The organism is Microcystis aeruginosa LEGE 91341, assembly GCF_015206885.1.
Taxonomy (GTDB): Bacteria; Cyanobacteriota; Cyanobacteriia; order Cyanobacteriales; family Microcystaceae; genus Microcystis; species Microcystis aeruginosa_H.
The window spans coordinates 1-15,255 of sequence record NZ_JADEXY010000106.1; the positions used below are offsets into that span (position 1 = coordinate 1).

Here is a 15,255-nt window from a genome sequence, read left to right on the forward strand (position 1 = left end):
GGGGAGTGGGGAGTGGGGAGAACAAATAAAAATAATCTCCTGTCTCCTGTCTCCTGTCTCCTGTCTCCTGACGGCTAAAATAACTGATAACTGATTATGTATTGGTATAATGGCGAATTAATCGAGGATGAGCGAATAAGTCTGGGTATTGATGATATTGGACTGCTTTATGGAGCCACACTCTTTACTACCCTGCGTATCTATCAACAAAGCTTAGATCATCCCCTAACCCATTGGCAAGACCATCTCCAACGTCTGCACTCTAGTTTACAAGTTTTCCACTGGCCTGATCCCGATTGGCAGCGAATTCGCCAAGGAGCCGAAGAATTATCCCGATTCTATCCTGTCCTGAGAATCACAATTTTTCCCGATGGTAGGGAGTGGATTAAAGGCAGATTTCTTCCCGAAGATTTAAACCTTAGACAAGAGCAAGGAATTATTGGCTGGGTAATAGATAATCCCGCTTGGCAACGCGTTTTAGGAGAACATAAAACTGGTAATTATTTAACCCCTTGGTTAGCGTCACAAACTGCTCAAAAAAAAGGAGCAAAAGAAGCAATATTAGTCGATCGATTCGGGAATTGGTTAGAAACTAGCACGGGCAATTTATGGGGATGGAAAGATAATTGCTGGTACAGTCCCCTGCTGACTGCTGATATTTTACCCGGAATCGGGCGCTCGGCTTTGATCGGCTGGTTAAAAAAACAAAATATTTCCCTAGAAGAAAATCGCTGGACTCCGGAATTTGTCAAGACTTTACAAGGGATTGCTTATAGTAATTCCGTGGTGGAAATTATCCCTTTTAATTCTATTCTTGGCTGGAATATAGAGATAAATACAGCTATTTATAGAGAAATTTTACCAGATTTACAGCAATATTTTTTCAGTCAATTAGAGAATAAATAAGGGTGTGTTACTAGAGATTAACACACCTAAAAGCTGGAGATAATGCCGCTCAAGCTTTAAAATTCTCGCTCGGAATTAGCCTCACTATCGCGCTTAGAACCGAGTAAATCTAATTGATCAACAAGAATCACCGGTTTAGAGCGAGCTAATCCCGTGTTTTTATCATTCCAGGTATCCATTTTTAAAGACCCTTTAATCCCGATTAAACCGCCTTTTTTCACATAATTAGCGGCCACTTCCGCCGTTTTACCCCAAATTTCCAGATCGAACCAATCCGGCTGATCGCTATTTTTCGAGCGACGATTAACCGCTAAAGTTAAAGTACATAAAACCTTACCCGACTCGAAATACTTGGTTTCTGGGTCTCTCCCCGCTCGTCCCACCAAATGAACCAGATTTACACTCATGGTCTTAAATTCTCAATTTAGTACAATAGTATGTTCATTTTAGCTCGAAACCTTGGCCTTGGCCTGTGGGCAGCCAGAAAATTAGGGCAAAGACCTGGGTAAATCTGGAGAGAAAGAAGCGATAATTAACTAGACTTGAGAAACAAAACGTAATAAAATCCAAGTCGATTCGATCGAAAGTCTAGCTATAGCAACGTTTTATTTATCAGAACAGGAGTGAAAACAAGTGGGTTTTTTTAGAGGACTAGGCTTATCAAGGGACATAGGGATAGACTTGGGTACAGCAAATACCCTCGTTTATGTATCAGGGAAAGGCATCGTTTTAGAGGAACCATCGGTAGTGGCGATCGATCAAGATCGTAACCCGGTCGCTGTCGGGGAGGAGGCCAAAAAAATGCTCGGTCGCACTCCGGGCCATGTCACCGCGCTGCGACCCCTGCGCGATGGGGTAATCGCCGATTTTTACAGTTGCGAGATCATGTTAGCGGAATTCATCAAACGAGCGCTCGATGGCACGATTGGCAATCCCCGCATGGTAATCGGTGTTCCCAGTGGGATTACTGGAGTAGAAAGACGCGCGGTGGTGGATGCGGCCAAAAATGCCGGCTCGCGAGAAGTGGGGTTAATTGATGAACCCGTTGCGGCAGCCTTGGGTGCTGGTTTACCCGTCTCGGAAGCGACGGGAAATATGATCATCGATATCGGTGGTGGCACCACGGAAGTGGCGATTCTCAGTCTTGATGGGACTGTGATCAGCGAATCGGTGCGCGTCGCCGGGGATGAACTGACGGACTCAATTATCGCCTATCTAAAAAAAGTCCATAACCTGATTATCGGGGAACGTACAGCCGAAGATATTAAAATTCGCCTTGGTTCAGCTTATCCCTCCCCCGAAGATGAATTTCCTCCTCTGGAAGTGCGGGGATTGCATCTCATGTCCGGTTTACCCCGCACCGTGACCATCAAAGCGGAAGAAGTGCGGGAAAGTATGGATGAACCACTTTCCGTGATCGTTGATGCGATCAAACGTACCCTAGAAAAAACTCCCCCCGAATTAGCTGCTGATATTATCGATCGCGGCATCATGTTAGCGGGAGGAGGTGCTTTATTACGGGGACTCGATCGCCTAGTCAGTCACGAAACCGGTATCGTTACCCATGTCGCTGAAGATCCCCTACGCTGTGTGGTCAAAGGCACGGGAGAAGTGTTAAAAAATCAGAAACTCTTTGAGCGGATCGTTAATGAAACAACTCGCAATGTCTAAAGGTCACTAGGATCGGTTAGCGGCAAAACACACGGATTCTCACTCTACACAGCCAAGAGGTTTAAAATCGCTCATGTATTCAGCACGACGAAAATGGACACAGCAGGGATGGCGACTTTTTCTGCTCGCTGCCGCTTTGGGGGGAGCTTGGTACATTCGCACCTATCAAAGTGGGGCGATTTTAGAATTGTATGGTTTATTAACTCGTCCTTTTCAGGGAGAGGAAACTAATCTGCAAGAGCAACTTCTGGCCGATCAACGGGTGCGAGAATTACAAAATCGTTTAAGTGAAGTCGAATATCAAAATCAACAATTAAAAAAACAGCTTGGTTATTATCAAACCCAGAAAAAACCCCTGATTTCTGCTCCAATTATTGGCCGCAGTGCCGATGATTGGTGGCAACAGGTAATTATCGGTCGGGGTAGCACCGATGGTGTGTCAGTGGGTGCTTCGGTGACGGGAATTGGCGGTTTAGTGGGACGGATTACGGAAGTTACCCCCCACACCAGCAAAGTTTTATTGGTCAGTAATTCCCAAAGTCGCATCGGAGCAACGGTGAATCGTAGTCGGGCCATGGGTTTAATTCAAGGTCAGAATTCCCAAGTCGCCACCCTGCGCTTTTTTGAAAAAGCTCCCGATGTCAAACCGGGAGACGTGGTGACAACTTCGGCTTTTAGTAGTCTTTTTTCGCCGGGGTTGCCCATCGGTCGTATAATTTCCCTTAATTTACAGGAAAATCCCGCCCCTACCGCCAAAATTGAATTTACCGCCACCGTGGACAATCTCGAATGGGTGTTCGTTCACCCGCAACCCCAGCAGTGAGAGGGGGAATTATGCTGAAATTAAGCCGTTTATCAGCCCGTTCTCGTTTTATCCTGAATATTTTAGTCACTATCGCTTCCCTGCTTCTCTGTGCTTTTCTTTCCTTAATGCGGCTACCGGGGATGGAGATTTTAGGCATCGCTCCCAACTGGTTACTGATTTGGTTGGTTAGTTGGAGTCTCAATCGCTCTTGTCTCGATAGTGTGGTGGCCGGATTAGCGATCGGCACTATTCAAGATAGTTTAACCTCTAATTATCCTTCCCATATCATGGTTTTTGGTCTGATCGGTTTCCTTACTTCCCGTTTACACCGACAACGTTATGTTAAAGAAGAATTGATCGCCGTGGTCTTAATTGTCTTTGTTATGACTTTAATTGCCAATGGTGCGATCGCTTTTCAATACTATCTACAAGGAGGCAAAAATCTCGCTGATCTTTGGCTCGATTATCAACGCATTGGCCTCACTTCTGCTCTGCTTAGTAGTCTCTGGACTCCCCTCGTCTATTATCCTCTCCAGCAATGGTGGCGACAATTTAGCGATCTTTAAAGAGACAGGGGACAGGAGACAGGAGATTATTTTTATTTGTTCTCCCTGCTCCCCTCTCCCCTCTCCCCAATTCATAATTCATAATTCATCATTCATCATTCTCACTCCCTCACCCGCTCAACTAACATGAAATACAAACAAAAACTTAGTCAATTTTTTCATAATCTCGCTAATAAATTAGAAAATTCCGAGCAACCCCCTAAAGTCGATCCTATTGACTCCGAATCTGCGCCAGTTGCCCCAGAAAAGCGAGTAGAAGCATCTTCCGAAGAAAAAAAGGTTAATTTAGTCTCCCAAGCCAGTAGCAAGGCTCTAGAGACATTTAAACCCATAAAAAACAAATTTACTACCCTGATTGATAATTCCCCCTTACCGCAATGGCGACAACATCCCCGCTTTGGCTTGTACTTGGGATTGGGATTAGGCGTAACAGGTGGCCTTTTGGGGGTAGGTTGGGGCATTTATCGCCTTGAAACCTCTCTACCGCAAAATATCGCCGATATACAAACCTATGCTCGTCCCGGCACCCTGACAATTCAAGCCGCTAATGGGGAAATCCTCAAGCAAAATGGCCCTAGTACCTACGAAACCGTGAAAATTGCCCAAGTTCCCCAACTGGTACAGGAGGCCTTTATCGCTAGTGAAGACCGCCGTTTTCGCGAACACGGGGGAGTTGATGGCCAGGGTATTGCTCGCGCTCTCTTTTCTAACCTGAGAGCCGGGGGAGTGGTGGAAGGAGGCAGCACCATCACCCAACAATTGGCCCGAATTGTCTTTTTATCCCAAGAAAGGAGTTTTGATCGCAAATTACGCGAAATGCGTATCGCTCAGAAAATAGAAGATAAATATACAAAAGACCAGATTTTAGAGCGTTATTTTCACCTAGTTTATCTCGGTTCCGGGGCCTACGGTCTGGCCGATGCCGCTTGGTTATATTTCAGTAAACCCGTCGATAAATTAACTCTAGCCGAAGCTGCCACCCTTGCCGGCATTGTTCCTGCTCCTAGTCTCTATTCTCCCCTCGAAAACCCTAAAGCTGCCCTAGAACGGCGTAATATCGTTCTCAAAACTATGGCCGAGGTGGGATTTATTACTGCTGCTCAAGCCAAACTGGCGATCGCATCTCCCCTAGGACTTAAAACCAGTCCCCTAAAACGTCTGCAACGGCAAGCGGCCTATTTTACCGATTATGTGGAAAAAGAACTGCCGCAACTGGTTCCCGCTAAAACCCTAGAAGCGGGGGGATTGGTGGTAAAAACCACCCTTAATCCTCGTTGGCAAAGCGAAGCGGAGGAAGTGGTAGAAAGAGCGGTTTCTCGTTATGGCAAGTGGCAGAACTTCCAACAGGCGGCTTTAGTGGCAATTGACCCCAAAAATGGGCAAATTAAGGCTATGGTCGGGGGAATTGACCACGATAAGAATCAATTCAATCGGGTGACACAGGCAAAACGTCAGCCGGGATCTACTTTTAAACCTTTTGTCTATGCGGCGGCGATTGCGGCGGGGAAATCCCCCTATTCTAGTTATAAAGATGCTCAGTATGTGGTGGATGGTTATAAACCGGAAAACTACGGCGATAGGTATAGCGGCCGCGAGGTGTCCATGCGCGATGCTTTGACTTCTTCCCTGAATGTGGTGGCAGTTCAGGTGTTAGTGGCCGTCGGTTGGAATCCGGTGATTAAATTGGCTCAAGATATGGGTATCCAGTCGAAACTTTTACCCACTTATTCTTTGGCTTTGGGTGCTTCGGAAGTCAATCTTTTAGAATTGACCAGCGCCTACGGAACCTTTGCTAATAATGGTGTGCATCAACCAGTTTACGGTATTAATCAGGTACTCGATCGCAATGGTAAAGTAATTTATCAAGCCAATTTTAAACCGAAAACTGCTCTGAATAAAAACACGGCAGCGACGATGACTTGGATGCTGGAGGATGTGGTTAATTCGGGAACAGGAACCCCCGCACAAATTGGTCGTCCGGTGGCAGGAAAAACCGGCACTTCTGATAAAGCTCGCGACCTTTGGTTTGTCGGTTATATTCCCCAATTAGTCACGGGAATTTGGCTCGGTAATGACAATAATAAACCCACCAATGGAGCCAGTACCATGTCCGCTTGGATGTGGCGACAATTTATGTTAGAAGCAATTAAGGATATTCCCTATCAAGGTTTCCCAGAACCGAATTTAGGCAAACGTCCAGTGACATTAAAAGCGGAACCAATTAAACCCCGACGTACCTACTTCACCCAAACTACTAACAATCGTTTAGCCAGCAGTGATGAGGGTTCCCCCACCGAAGGACCCATCCGCAGACGGCGACGGGTTCGGGTAAGTCGTGAGCAAACTATCGTCCGTTCTAATACTAACGAACCGGGCCAACGCCGTTCTAGTCGTCGGCGTACTAGAGTCGCTCCTACCAGTGCCGCTGCTCCTAGTCCTCAAAATACGGCCCCCGCAGCAGCCGAACCGATTACCGTTCCCGTCAATGTGGCGGCTCCCGAAACTCGTTCGGTTCCCCTAGAGGTAACTTCTCCCCCCGATGTAGCTCCTCCCGCACCCCCGGCAGAAAGACGCTGAATCGGCAAAAAAACCCGCAGGATTTGCGGGGGTTTTCTTTGCCAAACTGCTCGGTAAAATAGACCGCTTGTAAAAATCAAAAATTGTTGTTAGGGTTAGGAGCCAGTAGCCAGTAGTCAGTAGTCAGGAGAATTAAGAATAAGTAATAATCAATTAAATAGTCTATTTACAGATTTTAGGCGATTTAATCCTTATTTTTGCCGTTTTTGAACCCTCAAAAATTAATTGTGCAAGAGGTCAAATCTTGGAAAACCATCGGATTTTTGGCGGCGAAACCGGGTAAATTAGCCGAAAGCTTGCCGCTATAATAACTAAAAAGCTTGTTTAATGCCGATGACCAGTCTTATTTCCCCCACTACCATCTCCTCAACTCGTTTAAGTCTCAGCTATCAAGTGGCTATGTCGGAACCGACTTCACACCTCTTTGAAGTCACTCTACAGATTACCGGTTGGCAAGCTCCGATTTTAAACCTAAAAATGCCGGTTTGGACTCCCGGTTCCTATCTGGTGCGGGAATACTCCCGTTTAGTCCAAGATTTTCAAGCTATTAACCTTAACAGTCGCAAAGTTGCTAAAAATCACTGGCAGATTGACAATGGTGACAGTTCCGAAATAACGGTCAAATATCGCGTTTTTGCCCACGATTTAACCGTCAGAACCAACCATCTTGATGATACTCACGGTTACTTCAACGGGGCTGCTTTATTCTTCTATATCCCCGATTATCAAAAACATCCCCTCACCCTGACAATTATCCCTCCCCATGGCGATTGGCGCGTTACCACTTCCTTAAAATCTTTAACCGGACAGAAAAACACCTTTTACGTTCCCGATTTTGACACCCTAGTGGACAGTCCTGTGGAGGTGGGGATTCATCAGTTATACGATTTTGTCGTCGAGGGAAAACCCCATCAATTAGCTATCTGGGGACGGGGAAACGCCAATCCTAGTCAAATTATCGCCGATACCACTAAAATTATTCAAACTGAGTCGGCTATGTTCGGTGGACTCCCCTATGATAATTATCTCTTTTTGCTACATCTTTCGGCGGCTGGTTACGGGGGACTAGAACATAAAAATTCCTGTACCCTTAACTATGCGCGTTTGGGATTGCGAGATAAGGATAAATATCATCGTTTTTTGCAATTAGTCGCCCATGAGTTCTTTCATCTCTGGAATATCAAGCGTATTCGCCCAAAAGCTTTAGAAAGCTTCGATTATGATGCAGAAAATTATACGTCTTCCCTCTGGTTTGCCGAAGGAACCACCAGTTATTACGATATGATAATCCCTCTACGGGCGGGAATATACGATAGTAAGACTTTTTTAGAGCTTTTAAGCAAGGAAATTACTCGTTATCTCAATATACCCGGTCGTCTTGTCCAACCGCTAGGCGAATCGAGTTTCGATGCTTGGATAAAACTCTATCGACGGGATAGCAATAGTGATAATAGTCAAATTTCCTACTATCTCAAGGGGGAATTATTGTCGCTGCTTCTCGATTTACTAATTCGCACCCACACCGATAACCGTCGTTCCCTCGATGATGTTTTACGCTCGATGTGGCAACATTTCGGTAAAGAGGAGATTGGTTATACCGATGGGGAATTGCAGGCAATTCTCGAATCGGCTGCAGGAGTGGATTTAAGCGACTTCTACCAGCGTTATATCGACGGTTTGGCAGAATTACCCTTTAATGAATATCTTGAACCTTTTGGACTCTATCTGCGGGGTGTTGACAATGGGGAGACGATACCTTATCTGGGAATACGGGTACAGAGTGAAGCGGGTAAAGAAATAATTAAATTTGTCGAGATGGGTTCCCCTTGCCAAAAAGCGGGAATTAATGCTGATGATGAATTATTGGCTATCGATGGATTGCGGGTGACGGCGGAACAGTTAAACGAAAGATTAAAAGACTACCGCGCAGGTGATATTATTCAGATAACAGTCTTTCATCTCGATGAATTGCGAACCCTTGCTGTTCCACTGGCCACCCCGCAGACGATTCGCTATGAAATTATCAGGGTAGAAAATCCTTCTAATAGCCAGAAACAAAATTTTTCTGCATGGGTAAATCCCGTTTAGTTCTTGGTTAAATCAACAAAAAAAATGTCTATTACCGCCGAAATTCCTTTCCTTCCTCTCGCCTATTTTGAGAATAAATTTATCCCTTTTAGTGAGGCAAAATTATCCGTTGCTACCCACGCACTACACTACGGAACTGCCGCTTTTGGGGGTTTACGAGGTACTCCCGACCCTAGCAATCCGGGACAGATATTATTATTTAGATTAGAACGTCATTGTCAGCGTTTAAGTCAAAGTGCTAAGTTTCTTAATTACGATATTCCTGCTGATAAAATCTATCAAATAATTATCGATTTTGTCAAAAATAATCAGTGTCATCGACCTTTTTATATTCGTCCCCTTGTCTATAGTTCCGGGTTGGGAATTGCCCCGCGATTGCATGGTATCGAGAAGGATTTTCTAGTCTATGGTCTAGAAATGGATGATTATTTGGCAGCCGATGGGGTTAACTGTCGGATTAGTTCTTGGTATCGTCAAGAGGATAGAAGTTTCCCGTTGCGAGGTAAAATTAGCGCCGCTTATATCACTTCTGCTTTAGCAAAAACGGAAGCGGTAGAATCGGGGTTTGATGAGGCAATTTTAATGAATTCTCAGGGTAAAGTCTGTGAAGCGACGGGAATGAATATTTTTATCATCAGAAATGGTCAGCTAATTACTCCTAGTTTTGACCAAGATATTCTAGAGGGGATTACTAGAGATAGTGTTTTAACTATTGCGCGGGATTTGGGTATTCCAGTTATTGAAAGACCTGTAGATAAGACGGAGTTATTTATCGCTGATGAGGTGTTTTTAAGTGGCACTGCGGCGAAAATTACTCCGATTAAAAAGATTGAAACTTTTTCTTTACCCGCAGCTAAACCGATTACTTATCAGTTAAAAGAAAAGTTAAGCTCTATCGTTCTCAATCAGGAACCAAAGTATCAAGATTGGATTACTAAAGTTCCTTTATAGTTAGGGAACTTTACTTGATTTTTACTTGAGATGCGCCATTATTTGACGCATCTCAAGTAACCCTGAAATAAACAGAATTTATCTATTTTTAGGTTTGATTCCTTCCTGTGTTAATTGTGGCGGAGATTTACCTGCTTATACTAAATCCAGTTATTAAAAACTGATTATTTATTCTCCGTTTTGCATGAGTACATGAGTAGAAAACGGGTTTCTCGGAGAAACCCGTTTTCTGTGCGTTACTCAACGGATTTAGTATTATCGTATTATCTAGTTTCCATTTATTCTTGGGTTAAGCTGTGCTGCATTTAAACGATGTCTTGGAAATTTTATTACCAATGCTCAAACTCTCAAACTAGGGATGAATTTCTGGTATCGCTGGTCACTGAAATAGGTACAATAAACATTAGCTCGTTTTCATAGAGAACTTAAATGACGCAAAATAATCCCCTAGAGTTGATTGAGAAGTTAGAAACAGGAATCCCCGGCTTTGATTTTCTTTCGGAAGGGGGATTACCGAAAGGAAGAGCAACTTTGATAGCGGGAACAGCAGGAAGTGCTAAAACGGTCTTTGCCTGTCAATTTCTCGCAGAAGGCATCAAAAATGGAGAAAATGGCGTTTTTGTCACCTTCGAGGAGCCACCCCAAGCACTCAGAAAAAATATGGGTGGTTTTGGTTGGAATATCCGGCAGTGGGAGGAAAATCGTCAGTGGGCCTTTGTCGATGCTTCCCCCCAACCGGAAGAAAAGCCGATGGTGACGGGAGAATACGACCTAGGCGCATTAATCGCTCGCATTGAGTTTGCTATCCGCAAAAATAAAGCCAAACGGGTGTCTATGGATTCTTTAGGCGCAATTTTTAGCCATTTAAGTGATAGCGCTCAAGTGAGAAGTGATCTTTTTCGTCTGGCAACCGCTTTGCGAGAATTGGAAGTAACAGCGATTATGACCGCAGAAAGAACCCAAGAATACGGCGAAATCAGTCGTTATGGGGTGGAGGAGTTTGTGGCCGATAATGTGGTGATTTTACGCAACGTTTTAACCGATGAGAAAAGAAGAAGGACAATCGAAATTTTAAAATATCGGGGAACCGATCACCAAAAAGGAGAATTTCCTTTTACAATTATTCCCAATAAAGGGGCCGTGATTATTCCTTTATCAGCCATTGAATTGGAACAAAAATCCTCTAATATTCGTATTACTTCCGGCAGTCTGGAACTCGATAGAATGTGTGGTGGTGGTTTCTTCCGCGATTCGGTTATTTTGGTTTCAGGAGCCACGGGAACAGGAAAAACCCTGATGGTGACAGAATTTATGGCCGGGGGAGTAACCAATGGGGAAAGATGTTTAATTTTTGCCTTCGAGGAAAGTCGCGAACAGTTATTTAGAAATGCTATCGGTTGGGGTGTGGATTATGACCGCATGGAAAAGGAAGGTAAATTAAAGGTAGTCTGCCGTTATCCCGAAACTACGGGTTTAGAAAATCATTTAATTATGATGAAGGAAATTATCGAGGAGTTTCAACCTAATCGAGTGGCAGTAGATAGTTTATCTGCTTTAGAAAGGGTTTCTAATCTGAAAGGATTTCGGGAATTTATTATCGGTTTGACTTCTTTTATTAAACAAAAAGAGGTGGGAGGATTATTTACTTCCACCACTCCCACTTTATTAGGAGGTTCCTCGATCACAGAAGCGCATATTTCTACAATTACCGATTCAATTATTCTGCTGCGTTATGTGGAAATGTATGGAGAAATGCGCCGCGGTATCACTGTTTTAAAAATGCGCGGTTCTATGCACGATAAGGATATTCGTGAGTTTTCTATCGATCATCAAGGTATGCACATTGGTCAACCTTTCCGCAATGTTACCGGAATTCTGGCTGGAACTCCTATGTACACAGCACAAACAGAAGTAGAACGTTTGAGTGGATTATTCGAGGATCGTAGTTAAAATATAGCAACATTTGCTAATCGCACGTCGGTGGTTAGCTTTTTTCTCCCTATCTCCTTCTTGCTTTCTTGATATGTCTAAAAACTTTTGGTTGATTTTTCTAGGTCTTTTACTGATAAATAACCTACATTTATCAGTCTTAGCGGAAACAGTTTTACAAAGAATTGCTCGCACGGGAGAATTAAAAGCGGCAGCCAGAAAAGACGCTACTCCCTTTAGTTATATCGATGATAAAACGGGACAATGGACAGGTTACGGAGTGGAATTAATGCGCTTAGTCCAACGTCGATTAGAACAAGAATTAGGGAAACCGGTTACAATAAACTTTACAGAAGCGACGACTAATAATCGTTTTCAGCAAGTGGAACAGGGACAGGTAGATTTATCCTGTAACGCGGCAACAATTACGGAAGAAAGACTAGAAAAGGTTAATTTTTCTATTCCCTATTTTATGACAGGAGCGCAATTTTTAACTAAAAGGGAAAATGTTGATAAAATAGATATTAATAACACTTTAGAGGCAGTTGCGATCGCCTATATTCCCCACACCACCACCGATAGTATTATTCGTTATATCTATCCTCTGGCTAATTGGCAAGCTGTCAGCGATCGAAGTGAGGCAGTGGCAAAATTACAAAGGGGAGAAGTTAAAGCAGTGGTTAGTGATGGAATTCTTCTGCTGGGGGAAATCGTTAAACAAGGACAGGATCCCCGAGAATTTGTGCTACTACCCCGTCAACCGATTACCACCGAACTTTATGGCTGTATTTTACCCAAAAACGATCCCGAATGGAAAAAATTTGTTGATACTGTCGTCGGCAGCAATGATAACCGGAAACTGCGAGAACAATGGTTTAATTTAGAACAAGGTTTTTTCCCCTATACGATTCTCAATCAACCCTAAAAATAGACTGTAATTGCTGAAAATTAAAAGTAAGTAAATTCTAGTTTTTTTCTTTTTCCTTGTCACTTTTTTCTGAAAAATTATGTCTTTTGTTGGTTTACACATTCACAGTGATTATAGCTTACTTGATGGTGCTTCCCAATTACCGTCACTAATTGATCGAGCGATCGAATTAGGACAACCAGCGATCGCTTTAACCGATCATGGAGTCATGTATGGTGCGATCGAATTAATTAAAACCTGTCGTAATAAGGGAATAAAACCAATTATTGGCAACGAAATGTATGTAGTTAATGGCGATATTGAAGTCAATCTTCGCCACCGAAAATATCATCAAGTTGTTTTAGCCAAAAACACCCAAGGCTATAAAAATCTGGTTAAATTAACCACTATTTCTAATCTGAAAGGTATTCAAGGTAAAGGCATTTTTGCTCGTCCTTGTATCAATAAAGAGTTACTACAACAATATCACGAAGGATTGATAGTTACCAGTGCTTGCTTGGGTGGAGAGATTCCCCAAGCGATTTTAGCTAATAATAGAAAACTGGCCAAGGAAACTGCTAAATGGTATAAAAAACTTTTTGGTGATGATTTTTATTTAGAAATTCAAGACCACGGTTCTAAAGAAGATCGGATTGTGAATGTAGAAATAGTTAAAATTGCTAAAGAATTAGGAATTAAAGTAGTCGCTACTAACGATTCTCACTTTATTTCCTGTTACGATGTAGAGGCACATGATGCCTTACTTTGTATTCAAACTGGCAAGTTAATTACTGAAGATAAACGCCTCCGTTATAGCGGCACAGAATACTTAAAATCTGCTGATGAAATGCGTTTACTTTTCCGTGATCATCTGCCAGAAGATGTGATTGAAGAAGCGATTAATAACACCTTAGAAGTAGCAGAAAAAGTTGAACCCTATAACATATTTAATGAACCAAGACTACCTAAATATCCAGTTCCTGCGGGACATACTGCTGATAGTTATGTAGAAGAAATTGCTTGGTTAGGATTACTAGAAAGATTAAAATGTCCTTCTCGTCACGAGATTGAACCTGTTTACAAAGAACGGCTTGAATACGAATTAAAAATGTTACAGAAAATGGGATTTTCTACCTATTTTCTCGTCGTTTGGGACTATATAAAATATGCTAGAGATCATGATATTCCCGTCGGTCCAGGACGCGGTTCTGCGGCGGGTTCTTTGGTAGCATATTCTTTAAAAATAACTAATATTGATCCCGTTCATCACGGTTTATTATTTGAGCGTTTTCTCAATCCTGAACGAAAATCTATGCCTGATATTGATACGGATTTCTGTATCGAGAGACGGGATGAAATGATCCAATACGTCACGGAAAAATACGGGGAGGCTAATGTTGCCCAAATCATTACTTTTAACCGTATGACATCAAAAGCTGTCTTAAAAGATGTGGCGCGGGTGTTAGATATTCCCTACGCTGAATCGGATAAAATGGCGAAAATGATTCCCGTTTCTCGCGGTAAACCCACACCTTTAAAAGTGATGATTTCCGATGAAACTCCCGAACCAGCATTTAAAGAAAGATACGATACGGAACCCCATGTGCGTCATTGGTTAGATATGGCAATTCGGATCGAAGGTACTAACAAAACCTTCGGAGTTCATGCTGCGGGAGTCGTCATTTCTTCCCAACCTTTAGATGAAGTGGTTCCCCTCCAGAAAAATAATGATGGAGCGGTAATTACCCAATATTTTATGGAGGATTTAGAATCATTGGGATTGTTAAAAATGGACTTTTTAGGGTTAAGAAATTTAACCACTTTGAAAAAAACCGCCGATTTAATTAAACAAAATCAGGGCATAGATATCGATCTTGATCAGTTGCCTTTAGATGAAAGAAAAGCCCTGCAAATTCGGGCTAAAGGGGAACATAAAAAACTACCTCCTGATATTCTCAAAACCCACGGATTACTAGAAGAAGGGGATTTAGAAGGTATTTTCCAGTTAGAATCATCGGGGATGAAACAGATCGTTAAAGAGTTAAAACCATCGGGTATTGAGGACATATCTTCAATCTTAGCACTCTATCGTCCTGGTCCCTTAGATGCGGGATTAATTCCTCTCTTTATTGGCAGAAAACACGGTAAAGAACCCATTCGTTATGATCATCCTTTATTGGAACCAATTCTTAAGGAAACCTACGCAGTTTTAGTCTATCAAGAACAGATTATGAAAATGGCGCAGGATTTAGCGGGTTATTCCCTAGGAGAAGCGGATCTATTGCGTCGGGCAATGGGCAAGAAAAAAGCCTCTGAAATGCAGAAACAAAGGGAGATGTTTATCGATGGTGCTGCTAAAAATGGTGTGGAAAAAAGAATCGCTGAAAATCTCTTTGAACAGATGGTAAATTTTGCCGAATATTGTCTGGGAGGTGAGACGTTAATTTTAACTGAGGAATACGGATTATTACCAATTGCTAAAATTGTGAGCGAAGAAATTAACTGCACTGTTTATAGTGTAGATAAAAATGGTTTTGTTTATAGTCAACCAATCTCTCAATGGCACGAGCGAGGTTTACAAGAAGTCTTTGAATACACCCTAGAAAATGGCCAAACTATCCAAGCAACCAAAGATCATAAATTTATGACTAGCGATGGAGAAATGTTAGCCATAGATACAATATTTGAGCGAGGTTTAGATTTAAAATCCTCTGATTTTTCCTAAAAGCCAAACCCCCCAATCTGGTGAGATTGAGGGGTAGGAAAGAATAATCCTGGCATCGAGCTATTGTCCCGGTCGGCAACCCGACAAGTATCTTGGCCACGGTGAAGTTTCACAACCGAGTTCGGGATGG

The 15,255-nt window shown here is 42.8% G+C and carries 11 protein-coding genes; 10 read left to right on the forward strand and 1 reads right to left on the reverse strand.

The window, feature by feature from the left end:
- The first annotated feature begins 96 nt into the window (after positions 1–96).
- Positions 97–906 carry an aminotransferase class IV gene (locus tag IQ234_RS15290; RefSeq protein WP_193957709.1) on the forward strand — a complete coding sequence of 270 codons (810 nt, stop codon included), beginning with the start codon at positions 97–99 and terminating at the stop codon, positions 904–906.
- A gap of 56 nt (positions 907–962) precedes the next feature.
- Here IQ234_RS15290 and IQ234_RS15295 read toward each other — a convergent pair whose 3' ends face one another.
- On the reverse strand, positions 963–1,313 hold the full coding sequence (locus IQ234_RS15295; protein WP_002731888.1) for a single-stranded DNA-binding protein: 351 nt from the start codon (positions 1,311–1,313) through the stop codon (positions 963–965).
- 226 nt (positions 1,314–1,539) lie between these two features.
- Between IQ234_RS15295 and IQ234_RS15300 the strand changes: the two genes are divergently transcribed.
- From IQ234_RS15300 to IQ234_RS15340, 9 genes are all read left to right on the forward strand, one after another.
- On the forward strand, positions 1,540–2,577 hold the full coding sequence (locus IQ234_RS15300; RefSeq protein ID WP_002751082.1) for a rod shape-determining protein: 1,038 nt from the start codon (positions 1,540–1,542) through the stop codon (positions 2,575–2,577).
- A 73-nt stretch (positions 2,578–2,650) separates the two neighbouring features.
- Entirely contained in the window at positions 2,651–3,400 is a 750-nt protein-coding gene (gene mreC / locus IQ234_RS15305; protein WP_193957710.1) for a rod shape-determining protein MreC, read from the forward strand.
- Positions 3,367–3,948 (forward strand): rod shape-determining protein MreD, encoded by a 582-nt coding sequence (mreD, locus tag IQ234_RS15310; RefSeq protein WP_193957711.1) that lies wholly within the window; start codon positions 3,367–3,369, stop codon positions 3,946–3,948. The genes mreC and mreD overlap by 34 nt, the downstream gene beginning before the upstream one ends.
- Before the next feature lie 126 nt (positions 3,949–4,074).
- A complete protein-coding gene (locus tag IQ234_RS15315) occupies positions 4,075–6,525 on the forward strand; it encodes a transglycosylase domain-containing protein (RefSeq protein ID WP_193957712.1) in 2,451 nt (816 codons plus the stop codon).
- Positions 6,526–6,852: 327 nt separating this feature from the next.
- A complete protein-coding gene (locus IQ234_RS15320) occupies positions 6,853–8,613 on the forward strand; it encodes a M61 family metallopeptidase (RefSeq protein ID WP_193957713.1) in 1,761 nt (586 codons plus the stop codon).
- A gap of 24 nt (positions 8,614–8,637) precedes the next feature.
- Positions 8,638–9,564: a branched-chain amino acid transaminase gene (locus tag IQ234_RS15325; RefSeq protein ID WP_193957714.1), complete on the forward strand. Its 927-nt coding sequence runs from the start codon at positions 8,638–8,640 to the stop codon at positions 9,562–9,564.
- Positions 9,565–9,993: 429 nt separating this feature from the next.
- Complete coding sequence (gene kaiC / locus IQ234_RS15330; protein ID WP_185238623.1) at positions 9,994–11,514, forward strand: circadian clock protein KaiC; 1,521 nt, start codon at positions 9,994–9,996, stop codon at positions 11,512–11,514.
- A 73-nt stretch (positions 11,515–11,587) separates the two neighbouring features.
- A complete protein-coding gene (locus IQ234_RS15335) occupies positions 11,588–12,418 on the forward strand; it encodes an amino acid ABC transporter substrate-binding protein (RefSeq protein WP_193957715.1) in 831 nt (276 codons plus the stop codon).
- Positions 12,419–12,500: 82 nt separating this feature from the next.
- Positions 12,501–15,125, forward strand: a complete 2,625-nt coding sequence (locus IQ234_RS15340) for a DNA polymerase III subunit alpha (protein WP_193957716.1) — start codon at positions 12,501–12,503, stop codon at positions 15,123–15,125.
- Positions 15,126–15,255: the final 130 nt, after the last annotated feature.